Origin of the sequence: Caulobacter flavus (assembly GCF_003722335.1) — a bacterium.
Lineage (GTDB): Bacteria > Pseudomonadota > Alphaproteobacteria > Caulobacterales > Caulobacteraceae > Caulobacter > Caulobacter flavus.
This window is the reverse complement of the sequence record NZ_CP026100.1, coordinates 1414106-1430400: the sequence shown is the minus strand read 5'-3', so window position 1 is coordinate 1430400 and position 16295 is coordinate 1414106. Positions and strand designations below refer to the sequence as shown.

Below are 16295 nucleotides of genomic sequence, written 5' to 3'. Positions count from 1 at the left end.
TCGCTAGTCTCGAACGACCGTTCCAGCCGCTTGAGAGACGCCATGACGACCGCGCAGCCGCTCCCCGGCGTCGAGATCTGGCGGGGAGGCGTCAACACCTGGGACTGCGACGAGATGGGGCACATGAACGTGCGCTTCTATGTCGTCCGGGCGATGGAGGGGCTGGTGGGTCTGGCGGCCGAGATGGGCCTGCCCCAGGCCTTCGCCCCGCACGCCAACGCCACCCTGGTGGTCCGCGAGCATCACATCCGCTTCCTCAAGGAAGCCCACGCCGGCGCGCCGCTGCACATGCTGGGCGGGGTGATCGAGATCGGCGACAGCGAGGCGAAGCTTCTGCAGCTGCTGGTCCATTCGGCCACCGGCGAACTGGCGGCGACCTTCCAGACCACGGTGGCCCACGTCACGCCGCGCGAGGGCGAGGCCTTCCCCTGGCCGACGATCGTCCGTGAACGGGCCAAGGCGCTGCAGGTCGAGGTTCCCGAGCGCGCCCAGGCCCGCAGCGTCGACCTGTCACCCGTCGATCCGCAGGCCTCGCTGGCCCGCGCCGACGAGCTTGGCCTGGCTCGCATCAGCCTGGGCGCGCTGTCGACCGGCGAGTGCGACGCCTTCGGACGGATGCGGGCTGAGCAGTTCATCGGCCGGGTCTCCGACGGCATCGGGGCCTTCATCGCCCCCTTGCGCGACATCGTCGCCGGGGCGGCCGAGACCGCGCCCGGCCGCGTCGGCGGCGCCGTGCTGGAGTACCGGATCGTCTATCTGGCCTGGCCGCGCCTGGGCGATCGCCTGGAGGTGCGCTCGGGCCTGATCGGCGCCGAAGGGCGGGTGCTGCGCTGCGTCCACTGGCTGCTGAACCCCGACACCGGGCAGGCGTGGGGAACCTCGACCGTCAGCGCCATCACCTTCGACCTCGACGCCCGCAAGGCCGTAGCCATCAGCCCGGCGGCGTCGGCGAAGCTGGCGGAGCAAGCTGTCGGGGGTCTGGGGCTGTAGCACGGCCATTGTTGACTCGATCAACACTCTAACATATTGACTCCGTCAACATCGGAGTCGCCATGACCACGCAGCACGACCAGGACGTCGCCGCCCTGCGGGCCTTCAACCGCACCTATACCCGCCGGCTAGGCCTGCTGGACGCAAGCTATGACGGCAGCCCGTTCACGCTGAGCGAGGCGCGCGTGCTGTACGAGCTGGCCACGCGGACCGATCCGGTGGCGGCCGAGATCGTCCGCGCCCTTGGCCTGGATCCGGCCCAGGTCAGCCGCACCCTCAAGCGCTTCACCGAGCGCGGGCTGGTCACCGCGCGCGAGAGCCCGGCCCACGGCCGCCACCTGCTGCTGTCGCTGACCGACGAGGGCCGGGCGGCGTTCGCGACCCTGGAGGCCAACACAAAGGCCAGCGTCGGCCAGCTGATCGACGACCTGCATCCGCTGCGCCGCGCCCGGCTGCTGGAAGCGGCGCGCACGATCAACACGGTGTTCGACGGCGACGCCCCGCCCTCGGCCAGCTTGCGCGGACTGGAGCCGGGCGACCTGGGCATGGTCGCCGCGCGGCAGGGCGTGATCTATGCGCGGGAGTACGGCTGGGGCGCCGACCACGAAGCGCTGGTGGCCGAGATCGCCGCCCGCTTCCACCAGACCTTCGATCCGGCCAGGGACGACGCCTGGATCGCGCAGGCCGACGGCCGGATGATCGGCTCGATCTTTCTGGTGCGAGGCGAGACGCCCGGCGCCGCCAAGCTGCGGCTGCTCTACGTGGAGCCCGACGCGCGCGGCATGGGGGTGGGCAGGATGCTGGTCGAGGCCTGCGTCGCCCGCGCCAAGGCGCTGGGCTACCGGCGGCTGGACCTGTGGACCGTGTCGGTGCTGGCCGACGCCCGCCGGCTCTATCAGCGCGCCGGCTTCAAGCTGGCGGAGGAAACGCCGGCCCGACGGTTCGACCAGGATCTTGTGGATCAGACCTGGTCGCTGGATCTGGGGGCCTGACTTTCAGCGTCTTCCCGGCCGCAGCGTAGCGAAGAGCCGGGACCCAGGGGCGGTCGCGATGCGGCGACGACCGCCGGGGGATCTGACAAGCGCCGCGCCCAGCCCCCCCGGGGTCCCGGGTCTGCGGCCCGCTATGCGGGCCTTCGCCCGGGATGCCGACAAGATGAGACTGACCAGAGGTCAGCAAGCAAACGGCAGCGCTCAAACGCCCGTTCGCCATTTTTGACTCTTTTGTCGAAAATCGAAACCAGAGCCCAGATACACCAAGACCCGCTGCGGGGGATAAACGCAGCGGGTCTGGCTATTTCTCGATCATTCGATCTAGGCGGGCGTTTCCTCCCCGAAACGCCGAAGAGAGGGGGTTCTCTGTGGACCCGTTTCTCTCTTGCCCAGTCAGAAAACGGCAAAACCGAGATCGTGTCAACGGCAACGATCTAGATTCCATAAGGGGTTCGACGTTTTTTTGACATCAGCCCCGTAGTTTGGACGCTTTAGTCAAACTAAGCACCGTTCGGTTCGGTAATTTTTGACATACTCGTCAAATATCAGCCCTTCAACCGCCCCTTGAGGGCCTCGAGCACGGCCGAGCGGGATTCGAACACGTAGTCGGGACGCGAGACCGTCACCGGCTCGACGCCCGCCTGGGCCAGGGCGGCGGCGGCGGCGAACAGGTCGCCGGTCGCCAGCAGGGCGCCGTTGGCGCGGCGCGAGCCGCCGGCCTCCACGAACGGGGCGACGGCGGCCTGTCCGGCGGCGTCCTGCTCGGCCGGCCAGACCAGGGTGGCGAGCGTGCGCGCCCGCCCCTTGGCCTCGACCACCGACAGCAGGCGGGCCAGGCTGTCGAGCTGGCCCTCCGTCCACGGCGTGACCAGCGAGGCGGTCAGCTGGGCCTGGCTCTTGAGGATGACGCCGTCGGACAGAACCTTCAGGCCGTTGGCGGCCAGGGTCGCGCCGGTGGTGGTGATGTCGACCACCAGTTCGGCCGCGCCGGCGGCCGGAGCCCCCTCGGTGGCGCCGCTGCTCTCGACGATGCGGTAGTCGGCGACGCCGTGCCGGGCGAAGAAGGCCCGCGTCTGGGTGACGTACTTGGTGGCCACCCGCAGGCGGCGGCCGGTCTTGGCCAGGTGCAGGTGCCCGACCTCGTCGATGTCGGCCATGGTGTCGACGTCCAGCCAGCTCTTGGGCGCGGTCACCACCAGGTCGGCGCGGCCAAAGCCCAGGGCGCGCAGCAGCATCACCCGGCTGTCCATGTCGTCGCCGCGCTCGCGCAGCAGATCTTCGCCGGTTACGCCAAGGTGCAGATCGCCGCTGTCGAGGCCGGCGGCGATGTCGCCCGCCGACAAGAGGCGCACCGAGACGCCGGGCAGGCCCGACAGTTCGGCCGAATAGCCGCGCGCGCCGCCGGTCATCTCGACGCGGAAGCCGCATTCGGCCAGCCAGGCCTCGACCTGTTCCTTCAGGCGGCCCTTGGAGGGGATGGCGAAGATCATCGGGGTTTCCGCGGTCATTCGCCGCCTCCGGCATAGGCGCGGGCCGGGCGCACCATGCAGCCCACGGCCCCGGTCGTGGTCTCCGCGCCCAGGCGGGCGGGAAGGCCGTCGTAGCGGCCGCCGGCGGCGACCGGGCGTTCCTCGCCGAGGGCGGCGCTGCGCACCTCGAACAGGTAGCCGTCGTAATAGCCGAAAGCCCGCCCGAAGGCGGCGTTCAGCACCAGGCGCTCGGCCGGAACGCCGCCGGCGATCATGCCGGCCAGGCGCCTGCGCCAGCCCTCGATCGCGACGTCCAGCGGCGCGCGATTGGGACCGGCCAGGGCCGCGATGGCGTCCAGCGCGGCGTCCGGCGCGTCGCTGACGGCCAGGAAGGCGCGGACCTTGTCGGCCTCTGCCTGCGACAGGCGGCCGGCCCTCACCACCTCGGCCTTCTCGACCAGGCGATGGGCGATCTCGGCGGGACGGCGGCCGCCGACCGGCTCGATGCCGGCCAGGGACCACAGCTCCTGCAGCACCGCGGCGGCCTCGGCTTCCGGCAGGCCGGCCAGCAGGGCGGCGATGCGGCTGCGCTCGGTCGTGGCGACGGGGGCGGCGTCGCCCTCGAGCTCGGCCTTCAACTGGCGCGGGCGCGAGAAGGTGCGCTTCAGCCGCGCGCCCAGCGGCGGGGTCAGGTCCAGGCTGTCGACGAAGGCGGCGAACAAACCAACGTCGCCCAGCAGCAGGGTCAGGTCGTCACGACCGCCGGCCGCGGCGCCGGCCCAGGCCAGGGCGGCGATCTCGGCGTCGGCGGCCACCGGATCGGCGGCCTCGAAGGCCTCGACGCCGATCTGCAGGAACTCCTCGGCCCGGTCGCTGCTACGCGGGGCGACCCGGAAGGCCTTGCCTTCATAGAGGTAGCGGCCGGCCCGCGCGCCCGAGGTCAGGTGCTGGCGGGCGACGGCGACGGTGAAGTCCGGACGCAGGCAGGCCTCGTCGCCGCCGTCGCCGGAGACGACGAACAGCCGCGAGCGCATGGCCTCGCCGGCAAGATCCAGCAGCAGGCCCAGCGGCTGCAGCACCGGGGCGTCGACCGGCGCGGCGCCGGCGAGAAGGAACGGAGCGCGGATGGCGTCGAGCGCCTCCGCGGGGATGGAACGCTCTAGCCTCAACGGATCAGCCCCCGATGATCTTCTTGACGGCGGCGACCAGGTCGCCGCGCGGAATGGTCTGCTGGCCGGGACGCTCGGCCTTCCAGGCGGCGTTGTCGGCGACGCCGGCGGCAAGCTCACGACCCAGGTCCAGGTCCTTGATCGTCACCGTGCCGGCGGCGATCTCGTCGCCGCCCAGCATGATGGCGGCCGGCGACAGGCGGCGGTCGGCGTACTTCATCTGCGGGCGCATGCCCGAGGTTCCGAGATAGACCTCGGCCGGGATGCCCGCCGCGCGCAGCTGACCGGCGACGGCGAAGTACTCGCCCATGTGCGCCTGGTCGAAATTGATGATCACGACGGGACCGCGCGCGGCCGAGGTCGGCTCGCGGCCGGCCGCCCGCAGGGCCGCCGCCAGGCGCGAGACGCCGAACGAGAAGCCCGTGGCCGGCACCGGCTGGCCGGTGAAGCGGGCCACCAGGTCGTCGTAGCGACCACCGCCGCCGATCGAGCCGAAGGTGACCTTGTTACCCTTCTCGTCGGTGGTGGAGAGCAGCAGCTCGGCCTCGAACACCGTGCCGGTGTAGTATTCCAGGCCGCGCACGATCGACGGATCGATGATCGCCTGGTCGTCGGCGACGCCCAGGCTGGTCAGGGCCGCGTCGATCTTGGCCAGTTCTTCCAGGCCCTCGTCGCCCTCGGCCGAACCGGCCACGACCTTGGCGATGTTGTTCAGCGTCGCGCTGCGACCGCCGACACCCGCCTGGACGAAGTCGAGCACGGAGTCGATGGCCTTGCCGGCCAGGCCCGCGCCCTTGGTGAAGTCGCCGCTGTCGTCCAGGCGCCCCTCGCCCAGCAGCAGGCGCACGCCCTCGACGCCCAGGCGGTCCAGCTTGTCGACCGCGCGCAGCACGGCCAGCTTCTGGCCTTCGCTGGTCGCGCCGGCCCCGGTCAGCAGGCCGTTGAGGAGCTTGCGGTTGTTGATCTTCAGCACCGAGGCGCCGCGCGGCAGGCCGGCGGCCTCCAGACCCTCGACGGCCATGGCGATGATCTCGGCGTCGGCCTCGGGGCGGGCCGAACCGACGGTGTCGGCGTCGCACTGGATGAACTGGCGGAAGCGGCCCGGACCCGGCTTCTCGTTGCGCCACACCGGACCGAAGGCGTAGCGGCGGAACGGCTTGGGCAGGGTCTCCCAGTTCTGGGCGGCGAAGCGGGCCAGCGGCGCGGTCAGGTCGTAGCGCAGGGCCATCCACTGGTCGTCGTCGTCCTGCAGGGCGAAGACGCCCTCGTTGGGACGGTCGCTGTCGGGCAGGAACTTGCCCAGGGCGTCGGCGTATTCGAAGGCCCCGGTGTCGAGCGCCTCGAAACCGTAGCGCTCGTAGACGGCCGAGACCGCCTCGAGGATCGACTTCTCGGCGCGCAGGTCGCGGGCGCGCTTGTCGGCGAAGCCGCGGGGGCTGCGGGCCTCGGGGCGAAAGTCCTGGGTCTTGGCGTCGTCGGAAGCGTCGGTCATCGTCGGTCCTTAGAGATCTCTAGGCTTCGACGGATGGCGCTTAGCTCAAGCCCCATCCGCTAGGCGGGGCTTGGCAGGGTCGCTCGGCTTTAGAGCGTGCGGACCCGGCCGATCCCGCGAGGCGAGGTCGGATGGTGGTGGCGGCCGTGGTGGTGCGGCGTGCGGGTCATCGCGGCGGCGTATAGCGCAGGCGGGCCGGCGACGCCACCCACAACGCGCAGCGGCTTGACAGTCGGCGGCGGTCAAGCCACATCTCCGCCCAACAAGAAATTGGCCTGACCAATATAGGGAGAGGTCCATGGGACGTCCGCTGACCCGATCGATGGCGCTGCTGGGCGCCGCCAGCCTCCTGGCCCTGTCGGCCACGCAGGCCCTGGCCCAGCGGCTGGACGCCCCCTTCAACGACGGCTGGAAGATGACCACCGGCGACATCCAGGGCGCGTCGGACGTCGCCTTCGACGACGCCGCCTGGAAGCCGGTCACCCTGCCCCGCGCCTTCAACGAGGACGAGGCCTTCTCGCGCGACATCCACGAGCACTCGACCGGGATCACCTGGTACCGCAAGCGCTTCGTGCTGCCGGCCGACAAGGGACCGGCGGTGGGCGGCCGCGCGATCATCGACTTCGAAGGCGTGCGCCAGGCCGGCGACGTCTACGTCAACGGCGTGCGGGCCGGCGGCCACGAGAACGGCGCCACGGCCTTCGGCGTCGACGCCACCAAGCTGCTGAAGCCCGCCCCGTTCGTGAACGTGATCGCCGTGCGGGTCGACAACGACTGGAAGTACAAGGAACGCGCCACCGGCAGCGGCTTCCAGTGGAACAACAACAACTTCAATGTGAACTACGGCGGCGTGCACCGCGCGGTGCGGCTGCACCTGACGGGCGACCTGCACCAGACCCTGCCGCTGTATTCCAGCCTGGGCACGACCGGCGTCTACGTCTGGGCCGACCAGTTCGACATCAAGGGCGCCGCCGCCACCGTCCACGCCGAAAGCCAGGTGAGGAACGACGGGGCAAGGCCGCGCACCTTCGCCTACCGGGTCACGCTGAAGGACGTCGACGGCAAGCCGGCCGGAACCTTCACCGCCCCCGGCGTGACCATCGCGCCAGGCGAGACCAGGACGGTTTCGGCCAGCAAGCGCCTGTCGGACCTGCACTTCTGGAGCTGGGGCTACGGCTATCTCTATGCGGTGACCACCGAACTGGTGGAGGACGGCAAGGTCGTCGACAGCGCCCTGACCCGCACGGGCTTTCGCAAGACCGAGTTCAGGAACGGCACGATCTTCCTCAACGACCGCGCCATCCAGGTGCACGGCTACGCCCAGCGCACCAGCAACGAGTGGCCGGCCCTGGGCACCAACATCCCGCCGTGGATCAGCGACTTCTCCAATGGCCTGATGGTGGAAAGCGGCGGCAATCTGGTGCGCTGGATGCACATCGCCCCGGCCCGCCAGGACGTCGAAAGCGCCGACCGCGTCGGCCTGATGCAGGCCATGCCGGCCGGCGACGCGGAAAGCGACGTCTCCGGCCGTCGCTGGGAGCAGCGGGTCGAGGCCATGCGCGACGCCATCGTCGCCTTCCGCAACAACCCCTCGATCATCTTCTACGAGGGCGGCAACGAGAATATCAGCGAAGCGCACATGGCCGAGCTGAAGGCGGTGCGCGACCAGTTCGACCCGCGCGGCGGCCGGGCCATCGGCTCGCGCGAGATGCTCGACAGCAAGGTCGCCGAGTACGGCGGCGAGATGCTCTACATCAACAAGAGCGCCGGCAAGCCGATGTGGGCGATGGAGTACTCCCGCGACGAGTCCGCGCGGAAGTTCCAGGACGAATTCACGCCGCCCTTCCACAAGGACAGCCCCAGCTACAACCGCAACCAGAACAGCATGGTCGCCGAGACCGTGCAGCGCTGGTTCGACTACTGGCGCGAGCGTCCCGGCGGCGGCGACCGGGTCAGCTCGGGCGGCGTCAACATCATCTTCTCCGACAGCAACACCCACTTCCGCGGCGACAACAACTACCGCCGCAGCGGCGAGGTGGACGCCATGCGCATCGAGAAGGAGGGCTTCTTCGCCCACCAGGTGATGTGGGACGGCTGGGTCGACGTGGAAAAGCCGCGCTCGCACATCGTCGGCCACTGGAACTACGCCCCGGGCGTAGTGAAGGACGTGCTGGTGGTGTCCAGCGCCGACAGCGTCGAGCTGACGCTGAACGGCAAGTCGCTGGGCAAGGGCGTGAAGTCGGACGGCTTCCTCTTCACCTTCAAGGGCGTGCCCTACGCGCCCGGAACCCTGACGGCGATCGGTCGCGACGCCAAGGGCAAGGAAGTCTCGCGCGACGCGCGGGTCACCACCGGTCCGGCCGTGGCCCTGAAGCTGACCCCGCGCACCGGCCCCGGCGGCTGGCGCGCCGACGCGGCCGACATCGCCCTTGTCGACGTCGAGGCGGTGGACGCCGAAGGCCGCCGCGTGCCGACGGCGCTCGATCTGGTCAGCTTCGACGTGGCCGGTCCGGCCGAATGGCGCGGCGGCATCGCCCAAGGCGACTCCAAGAACGGAGGCAAGCCGACAGATGCAGCGGTCTCGGCCTCGGGCGAACCGGTCACCAAGGGCCCGGCCGGGGTCGACGCGGTGACCCAGTACGCCGGCTCCAACCGCACCGACGACAACTACATTCTGGCCAAGACCCTGCCGGTGGAGGGCGGCGTCAACCGCGTGGCCCTGCGCTCGACCCTGGCGGCGGGCAAGGTCACGCTCGTCGCCAAGGCCGAGGGTCTGAAGCCCGCGACCCTGACCCTTGACGCCGTCGCCCCCTCGGCCGACGCCCCGCTGCTTCCCGTCAGCCTGGCGCGCGGCCCGACGCCCTCGACCCCGGCCTTCAAGATCCGCCGCGACACGCTCAAGCCGGTGAAGATCCTCGCCGGTTCGAACGTCGATACGGCCGGCGCCACCGTCGACGACGACGAGGCCACCCACTGGGCCAGCGACGGCAAGCTGGAGAACGCCTGGATCGAGTACGACCTGGGCAAGGCGCAGGTCGCCGACGAGGTGGTGCTGAAGCTGATCGGCTGGCGCCTGCGCTCCTACCCGCTGCGCATCACCATGGACGGCCAGGTGGTCTACGAGGGCGAAGCGCCCAAGAGCCTGGGCTACGTCACCCTGCCGCTGAAGCCGGTGAAGGGCCAGCGCCTGCGCATCGCCCTGACCGGCGCGACGGCCGACCGTGACGGCTTCGGCAAGATCGTCGAGGTCACCGGCGCCAAGGCCGGCTTCGACACCGGCGCCGAGAAGGTCAAGCCCGGCGGATCGCTCAGCATCATCGAGGCGGAGCTCTACAAGCGGCGGTAATCTCCCTCCTCTTCCCGTCATTCCCGTCCTTGTGGCGGGAATGACGGGAGTTGGGAGGAAAGAAACTCTACCTGAACTTCCCGTAATGATTTCGGATATTTAATCCACATTTCCTGCGTTTAATTTGAGATCGGCGTTCGCGACCGGCAAGACCGTCCCCGGGATTGAGGGGAAAGTTGATGTCGAAGACCGTCTTGTTCGCCACCGCGGCCATGGCCCTGTTCGTCGCCGGCGCGGCCCAGGCCGCAGACAGCGCGCAGGCCGCCCAGGTGCCGGTTCCGACCGGCCCGGTCAGCGAGGCGCCGCTGGACGACGCGACCCAGAAGGGCGTGCTGATCTTCGTGCCGGACTTCTTCGCCAGCCTGCGCCCCAACACCGCGCTCGACATGGTCAACCGCCTGCCCGGCTTCGTGCTCAACGACGGCGCCGGCACCCGCGGCTTCGAGGGCGCGGTCGGCAACGTGCTGGTCAACAACAACCGCCCCGCCTCCAAGGCCGAGACCGGCTCCAACGTCCTGCAGCGCACACCCGCCAGCCAGGTCGAGCGCATCGAGCTGATCCGCGGCGGCGCGCCCGGCATCGACATGCAGGGCTACGGCGTGGTCGCCAACGTGATCCTCAAGAAGGGCGCGACCCGCCAGTCGATCCTGACCGTCAACAGCCAGCTGTTCGACGGCGGCCGCGACGTCTGGGGCGGCTCCTACCAGTTCACCGCCCGCGACGGCGACAAGAGCTGGGGCGTCACCCTGTCGGACGGCACCAGCAGCAGCGACTCCAACGGCGAAGGCCGCTCGGTGCGCCGCGACGGGGCCGGGAACATCCTGCGCGACGAGGCCTTCGTGAACGACGGCTACGGCGGCGGCCGCTCGATCCGCGGCAACTACGCAGGCCCCCTGGCCGGCGGCAAGATCGACGCCACCGCCCGCTACGGCGTCAACGACTGGCAGGACTGGCAGGCGCTGACCTCGGCCACGTCCAAGCGCCGCACCGCCTATGCCGAGGAGAGCACCTCGGGCGAGCTGGGCCTGACCTACACCCGCCCCCTGGCGCCGCGCTGGACGCTGGAGACCCGGGTGATGCACGAGTTCGAGCAGTTCGACAGCGAGGCCCTGGGCGACGCGGCCGTCGACGGCGTCGTCAGCCCGCAGGAGCGCTTCGGGGCCGAGGGCGACTCGTCGGAATCCATCCTGCGCGCCACCATCCGCCACGAGCGCAAGCCGGGCCTGACCTTCGAGTTCGGCGGCGAAGTCGCCTACAACATGCTCGACGTGGCCCAGGCCTATTCGGTGGGCGGCACGGCGGTTCCCCTGCCCTCGGCCTCGGTCAAGGTCGAGGAGACGCGCGGCGAGGCGTTCCTGAAGACCACCTGGCGGGTGAACCCCAAGCTGACCCTCGAGGGCGGCGTGCGCCTGGAGACCTCGACGATCAGCCAGTCGGGCGACGCCGACCAGGAGAAGAGCTTTTTCTACGCCAAGCCCCGCTTCCAGGCGACCTGGACGCCCAAGGCCGATCACCAGCTGCGCTTCCGCTTCGAGCGCGAACTGGGCCAGCTGGACTTCGGCGACTTCGCCGCCTCGGCCGAGTTCGGCGACGGCACTGTCTATGGCGGCAATGTCGACCTGGAGCCCGAGCAGCGCTGGATCTCGGAACTGACCTACGAGCGCCGGTTCTGGGGCGAGGGCGTGGTGTCGATCGGCTGGCGCCACGACGAGATCATCGGCGTCATCGACCGCCTGCCCCTGCCGGGCGGCCTGTCGGCGACCGGCAACATTGGCGACGGTACGCTCGACAAGCTGTCGCTGAACATCGTCGTGCCCACCGACAAGCTGGGCGTGAAGGGCGGCCGCTTCACCTTCAAGAACGACTGGAACGAGACCCACGTCGACGATCCGACCGACCACAAGGACCGGCCGATCTCGCAAGTGCGCCCGACCCAGGCCAATATCGGCTTCTCGCAGGACCTGATGCGCGGCCAGGTGCAGTGGGGCGTCAACTGGCTGCCGCTGCTGGGCCAGGGCACCTACGATCCCGACCAGACCAACAAGTGGCGCGGCGCGGCCTATTACGAGGCCTTCGCCGAGTACAAGCCGACCAACACGCTGGCCATCCGCGCCCAGCTGAACATCTGGGACGATTTCGTCATCACCCGCACGGTCTATGCCGACCGCGTGACGCGTCCGGTGCGCTACCAGGAAGTCCGCGACATCGATCCGCGCACGTTCGTCAGCCTGCGGGTGCGCAAGACGTTCTAGGCCGCTGCGCGGCCCCCTCAGTCGCTCCCCGACAGCTCCCCCAGAGGGGGAGCATCTAGGCCGCGAAAGATCCTCCCCCTCTGGGGGAGGTAGCCCGAAGGGCCGGAGGGGGCCGCCGTCAGGCGGTTCCTACTTCTTCAGCCGCCCGATCAGCGCGCTCGTCGAAGGATCGTGGTCGCCTGCCGCGCCGGCTTCCAGTTCCGGCAGGATGCGGTTCGCCATCACCTTGCCCAGCTCCACGCCCCACTGGTCGAAGCTGTTGATCCCCCAGATCACGCCCTCGACGAAGGTCTTGTGCTCGTAGAGGGCGATCAGGGCGCCGAAGGTGCGCGGCGTCAGGCGATCCAGCAGCACCAGCGTGGACGGACGATTGCCGGCGAAGGTGCGCTGCGGGGCCAGGGTGGCGATCTCGGCGTCGGAGACGCCCTTGGCCTGAAGTTCCGCCACGACGTCGTCCGTCGTGCGGCCGACCATGAAGGCCTCGGCCTGGGCCAGCAGGTTCGACAGCAGCTTCTCGTGCATGCCGGCCGGACCCTCGTCCGACTTGGCCAGGCCGATCAGCTCCATCGGCGTGATGTCGGTGCCCTGGTGCATGCACTGGAAGTAGGCGTGCTGGACATTGGTGCCCTCGTCGCCGAACACGACCGTGGCCGTGCCGCGCGCGGCCGGCTTGCCGTCGGGACCGACCGACTTGCCGTTGCTCTCCATCTCCAGCTGCTGGAGGAACGAGGCCAGGCGGCGCAGGCGGTGCGAGTACGGAACGACCGAGCGGGCGCGGCGGTCCAGGCCGTTGCGGTTGAAGATCTGGGCCAGGGCGACCAGCACCGGGGCGTTCTTTTCCAGCGGGGCCGAGGCGAAGTGGGCGTCCATCTCGGCCGCGCCGTCGAGGAAGCCCTGGAACACGTCCCAGCCGGCGGCGACGGCCACCGACAGGCTGACCGCCGACCACAGCGAATAGCGGCCGCCGACCCAGTCCCAGAAGCCGAACACGCGCTCGTCGGCGACGCCGAAGGCCGAGGTCTTGTCCAGCGCCGTCGACACGGCGGCCAGGTGGGCGTTGGCGCCCTCCTCGCCCAGGGCCTCGACCAGCCAGGCGCGGGCGGCGGCGGCGTTGGACATGGTCTCCTGGGTGGTGAAGGTCTTGGAGACCACCACGACCAGGGTCTCTTCCGGATCGAGATCCGCCGTGGTCAGCAGGAATTCGGCGCCGTCCACATTGGCCACGAAGCGCAGGTCGATCTGCGGCTTCACCGGGCGCAGGGCGTCCCACAGCAGGCGCGGGCCAAGGTCGCTGCCGCCAATGCCGATGTGCAGGATCGACTTGAACGGCTTGCCGGTGGCGCCCTTGATCGCGCCCGACCGGACGGCCTCGGAGAACGCCTTCATCCGGCCGCGGACGGCCTCGACCTCGGCCATCACCGGAACGCCTTGGGCCTTGATGTCCGCATCGGCCTTGGCGCGCAGGGCCACGTGCAGCACGGCGCGGCCTTCGGAGCTGTTGATCGGCTCGCCGCCCAGCATGCGGGCGCGGGCGCCTTCGACGTCGGCGGCGTGGGCGAGATCCAGCGCCGCTTCCAGGCCGGCCTCGTCCCAGGCCTGCTTGGAGAGATCCAGGTGCAGGCCGGCGACGTCGAGGGTCAGGGTCTCCAGGCGCTGGGGCTCGGTGTCGAAGAACTCGACGATGCGCTTCTCCCCGGCGGCCTTGGCGGCGGTTTCCAGGCGGATCCAGGCGGCGTCGAGATCGGACACGGGCAACTCCATTGGCATGTTGGGCGCGTGGCGGCCGCCGAAACCGGCGTCCACTTTCGGCTGCCACGCTGTGGTAAAACGGCGTTTACGCAAGGCGGCTTACCAAAGGTCAGTCTCGGCGTCATGAAGACCAATGACGTTTTTCGCGAGGAGTTTGCGATGTCCTGCGACGCGGTCGCCTTTTCCGCCATGCTGTGGCTGGCTTCGACCGCTTCGGCGGCGCCCGTCGACCAGGCTCCTGCAATCGTGCAGCCGGGCCAGGCCCCGCCCTCGGTGGCGGGCGAGCCCCTGTTCGCCGAGATCGTCAAACGCGCCGGCGCCCTGAAGACCCGCGTCGAAGGCTATCGCGAGGCCCTGCCCAAGGATCCGGCCGCCGCCGCCGCGCCGCTGCCGGGGTTTGCCGCCTTCAAGGCCGAGATCGAGGCGCTGTCGGCGCTCGACATGAAGGGCCACGTGACCCTGAAGCAGCGCGGGGCGGTCGACGACCTGAAATGCATCCTGCGCGGCATCAGCCAGGATCTGCCCGAGAAGCTGACGGCCATGGCCGACGCCAAGACCGTCAAGACCCAGGACCAGGCCCTGCGCGACATGGTCTACCTGCTGAACGACAACGTCGAGGTCATCACCGCGCCGCCGCAGCCGGCGGCTTGAGGGTATTGCTCTTTCTTCCGTAAAACCCCCGCGCACGCGGGGGCCCAGGCTTTTTTCTGAAACGCCCGACGCTCGACGATAAAACGCCTGGGTCCCCGCTTTCGCGGGGATTTTACGGGTAAGGGATGCCCCTCACGCGTCCTTGTACTTCACCGCGCAGCCGTAGGGCTGGCTGGCCGGCACGGCGACCTTGCGGCCGGCCTTGAGGTCCGAGAGCGCGGCGGCGACGTAGTTCTTGGCCGTGGCGATGTCCTCGACCTTGTTGGACGGCTTGTCGTCGATGGCGCCCTGGTAGACCAGCTGGCCGGCCGGATCGATGACGTACATGTGCGGGGTGGTCTTGGCCTTGTAGGCCGTGGCCACTACGCCCTCGGGGTCGAGCAGCAGGGTGGTCGGCTTGGCGCCCTTGGCGCTCATCCAGGTCCTGGCCTGGGCGCCGTCGGCGAAATAGCCCTGCTTGCCGGGGGCCGAGGAGGCGACGCTGAGCCAGACGACGCCGTCGGCGACAGCGGCCTGCTGCAGGCCCTGCATGTTGCCCGAGTAGTGTTTCTTCACATAGGGGCAGCCCTCGTTGACCCATTCGAGCACGACGGTCTTGCCCTTGAACTCGGCCAGCGAGCGGGTCTTTCCGTCGATGTCCCTGGCGGTGAAGGCCGGGGCCGGGGCGGCCATGGCCAGGGTCGGGGCAAGCACGACCAGCGGGGCGCTGGCGACGATCAGGCGACGGGTGATCATGGGAACCTCCGAAGGGCCAAAGCCGGCTTTTGCGAGACAGTCTCACGGATCACCCTGCGGTGGAACAGCGCACCGACCGCGCAATTCTTTGTCGCACAAGGCCAAGCTTCACCTTGACCGCTTGATCCGCCGCATTTCGGCCGCCAGAAGACGGCATCGCTTCGCCCGTTTCCCCCTGCCCCGCACGATGATGACGCTCCGCTCCAAGCTTTCGCTCGCCCCGGTCCTCGCGATGGGCGCCCTGGCGCTCGGCCTGTTCGCGGCCGGCTGCACGACGACCAAGGAGACGACGGTCTTCGTGCCGGTGGTGGCCCCCACCCCGCCCAGCTCGCTGACGCCGCAGCCGGTGATGCTGTTCAACCAGTCCAAGGAGGGCCGTAAGCTCTTCACCCTGGAGGCGGAGTTCCCCTACTGCGACGTCGAGACCGGCAAGGTGATCGTCGTGCCGCGCTGGTACGTCACCGACTTCGCCAGCGTGCCGTGGTACGGCCAGGGCTTCATCGACCCGCAGGGCCCGACGGCCCGCGCCGCCATCGTCCACGACTGGCTCTACGCCATCGGCGAGAAGGACAAGCGGGCCGAGGCCGACGCAATCTTCCTGCGCGCGATGCTCAAGTACGGGGTCAAACCCTTCCAGGCCAACATCGCCTATCAGGCGGTCAAGACCGGCGGCGAGAAGGGTTACGGCCTGCCGGGCGACTGGCGGTTCATCGATCCGCGACGCCAGACCGTCAACCAACCCCCGCCCTTCGCCAGGCCCAGGACCGGCGCGGTGCGGATCCTGCCCCGCTGCCAGGGCTTCGAGGCGCTGATCCAGACCGGCTGGCGGGCCTATCCCCTGCCCAAGCCCGTCGTCGTCGCCCCGCCGCCGGTGACCACCACCCGCACGCCGATGGACGGGGTGAAGGAACGCCTGCCCTGGGGCGGCAAGAAGAAGTAGCCCGCCCCATTGCCCGGCCGGCCGCCCGACCGTACGGCTAGGACATGCTCGACTTCCTGTGGACCTTGCGCGGCGCCGCGCCGCTGAACCCGAACGTGGCCGGCGAGGTCGTCATCGACCGCATGGAGAAGCTGCTCGCCGAGGCGGAGAGGCAGCCCAGGCGCCAGGCGCCCGAGCGGGTGACCTTCGACATGTCGCGATGGTCGGGGGCGCGCGACCCGCTGCTGCCGATGTCGCTCTACGAGCGGGGCCGGTTCTCGATCGAGGCCGGCGCCGACGGCCGGACGCTGAGCTACACCCTGAGCAGTATCCATGCGGCCTGGGCCGGCGTCGGCCTGGCGTCGGCGCTGACCGCCATCGCCCTGCTGGCGGGCGCGCGGGAACTGCATCTGATCCTGAACGGCGTCGTCCTGGTCGCAGTGGTCTACGGCGCCTGCGCGCTGATCTCGGCGGCGCAGACGACCCGCCTGATCCGCGAGACGGCCGCTCGCTCCTAGAGGCGTTTGATCT

The 16295-nt window shown here is 69.8% G+C and carries 12 protein-coding genes; 7 read left to right on the top strand and 5 right to left on the bottom strand.

Going from position 1 to position 16295, the window contains the following annotated elements; all coding sequences use genetic code 11:
• Positions 1-42 precede the first annotated feature (42 nt).
• Together C1707_RS06820 and C1707_RS06815 are read left to right on the top strand one after the other, a co-directional pair.
• Positions 43-990: a thioesterase family protein gene (locus tag C1707_RS06820; RefSeq protein WP_101711082.1), complete on the top strand. Its 948-nt coding sequence runs from the start codon at positions 43-45 to the stop codon at positions 988-990.
• Positions 991-1052: 62 nt separating this feature from the next.
• The gene (locus tag C1707_RS06815; protein ID WP_101711083.1) at positions 1053-1982 is read left to right on the top strand and encodes a bifunctional helix-turn-helix transcriptional regulator/GNAT family N-acetyltransferase; all 930 of its coding nucleotides are present in this window, start codon (positions 1053-1055) and stop codon (positions 1980-1982) included.
• A gap of 545 nt (positions 1983-2527) precedes the next feature.
• On the opposite strand, the gene hisG is transcribed toward C1707_RS06815, so the two are convergent.
• The 3 genes from hisG to hisS are packed head-to-tail and all read right to left on the bottom strand — an operon-like array spanning position 2528 to position 6112.
• Positions 2528-3490, bottom strand: coding sequence for an ATP phosphoribosyltransferase (hisG, locus tag C1707_RS06810; RefSeq protein WP_101711084.1), 963 nt, complete (start codon positions 3488-3490; stop codon positions 2528-2530).
• Complete coding sequence (locus C1707_RS06805; protein ID WP_101711085.1) at positions 3487-4620, bottom strand: ATP phosphoribosyltransferase regulatory subunit; 1134 nt, start codon at positions 4618-4620, stop codon at positions 3487-3489. Before C1707_RS06805 ends, hisG begins: the two co-directional genes overlap by 4 nt.
• A 4-nt stretch (positions 4621-4624) precedes the next feature.
• Positions 4625-6112: a histidine--tRNA ligase gene (gene hisS, locus C1707_RS06800; RefSeq protein ID WP_101711086.1), complete on the bottom strand. Its 1488-nt coding sequence runs from the start codon at positions 6110-6112 to the stop codon at positions 4625-4627.
• A 298-nt stretch (positions 6113-6410) separates the two neighbouring features.
• Here hisS and C1707_RS06795 point away from each other — a divergent pair, with 298 nt between their 5' ends.
• Both C1707_RS06795 and C1707_RS06790 read left to right on the top strand, forming a co-directional pair.
• Positions 6411-9458, top strand: a complete 3048-nt coding sequence (locus tag C1707_RS06795; RefSeq protein ID WP_101711087.1) for a DUF4982 domain-containing protein — start codon at positions 6411-6413, stop codon at positions 9456-9458.
• Positions 9459-9637: 179 nt separating this feature from the next.
• Entirely contained in the window at positions 9638-11710 is a 2073-nt protein-coding gene (locus tag C1707_RS06790; protein WP_101711088.1) for a TonB-dependent receptor plug domain-containing protein, read from the top strand.
• A 129-nt stretch (positions 11711-11839) separates the two neighbouring features.
• On the opposite strand, the gene pgi is transcribed toward C1707_RS06790, so the two are convergent.
• Positions 11840-13459, bottom strand: coding sequence for a glucose-6-phosphate isomerase (gene pgi / locus C1707_RS06785; protein WP_101711191.1), 1620 nt, complete (start codon positions 13457-13459; stop codon positions 11840-11842).
• 159 nt (positions 13460-13618) lie between these two features.
• On the opposite strand from pgi, the gene C1707_RS06780 reads away from it, so the two are divergent.
• Positions 13619-14110, top strand: coding sequence for a hypothetical protein (locus tag C1707_RS06780; protein WP_101711192.1), 492 nt, complete (start codon positions 13619-13621; stop codon positions 14108-14110).
• Positions 14111-14242: 132 nt separating this feature from the next.
• On the opposite strand, the gene C1707_RS06775 is transcribed toward C1707_RS06780, so the two are convergent.
• The gene (locus C1707_RS06775; RefSeq protein WP_101711089.1) at positions 14243-14845 is read right to left on the bottom strand and encodes a thioredoxin family protein; all 603 of its coding nucleotides are present in this window, start codon (positions 14843-14845) and stop codon (positions 14243-14245) included.
• Between the two features lie 187 nt (positions 14846-15032).
• Between C1707_RS06775 and C1707_RS06770 the strand changes: the two genes are divergently transcribed.
• Positions 15033-15785 carry a DUF1353 domain-containing protein gene (locus C1707_RS06770; protein WP_420808237.1) on the top strand — a complete coding sequence of 251 codons (753 nt, stop codon included), beginning with the start codon at positions 15033-15035 and terminating at the stop codon, positions 15783-15785.
• Positions 15786-15829: 44 nt separating this feature from the next.
• On the top strand, positions 15830-16282 hold the full coding sequence (locus tag C1707_RS06765; protein WP_101711090.1) for a hypothetical protein: 453 nt from the start codon (positions 15830-15832) through the stop codon (positions 16280-16282).
• Positions 16283-16295 lie beyond the last annotated feature (13 nt).

What these genes read in the sequence shown, in the direction of transcription:
- C1707_RS06820 (WP_101711082.1), top strand. Translation starts at nt 43, where the DNA reads ATGACGACCGCGCAGCCGCTCCCCGGCGTCGAGATCTGGCGGGGAGGC.
- C1707_RS06815 (WP_101711083.1), top strand. Translation starts at nt 1,053, where the DNA reads ATGACCACGCAGCACGACCAGGACGTCGCCGCCCTGCGGGCCTTCAAC.
- hisG (WP_101711084.1), bottom strand. Translation starts at nt 3,490, where the DNA reads ATGACCGCGGAAACCCCGATGATCTTCGCCATCCCCTCCAAGGGCCGC.
- hisS (WP_101711086.1), bottom strand. Translation starts at nt 6,112, where the DNA reads ATGACCGACGCTTCCGACGACGCCAAGACCCAGGACTTTCGCCCCGAG.
- C1707_RS06795 (WP_101711087.1), top strand. Translation starts at nt 6,411, where the DNA reads ATGGGACGTCCGCTGACCCGATCGATGGCGCTGCTGGGCGCCGCCAGC.
- C1707_RS06790 (WP_101711088.1), top strand. Translation starts at nt 9,638, where the DNA reads ATGTCGAAGACCGTCTTGTTCGCCACCGCGGCCATGGCCCTGTTCGTC.
- C1707_RS06780 (WP_101711192.1), top strand. Translation starts at nt 13,619, where the DNA reads ATGTCCTGCGACGCGGTCGCCTTTTCCGCCATGCTGTGGCTGGCTTCG.
- C1707_RS06775 (WP_101711089.1), bottom strand. Translation starts at nt 14,845, where the DNA reads ATGATCACCCGTCGCCTGATCGTCGCCAGCGCCCCGCTGGTCGTGCTT.
- C1707_RS06770 (WP_420808237.1), top strand. Translation starts at nt 15,033, where the DNA reads ATGATGACGCTCCGCTCCAAGCTTTCGCTCGCCCCGGTCCTCGCGATG.
- C1707_RS06765 (WP_101711090.1), top strand. Translation starts at nt 15,830, where the DNA reads ATGCTCGACTTCCTGTGGACCTTGCGCGGCGCCGCGCCGCTGAACCCG.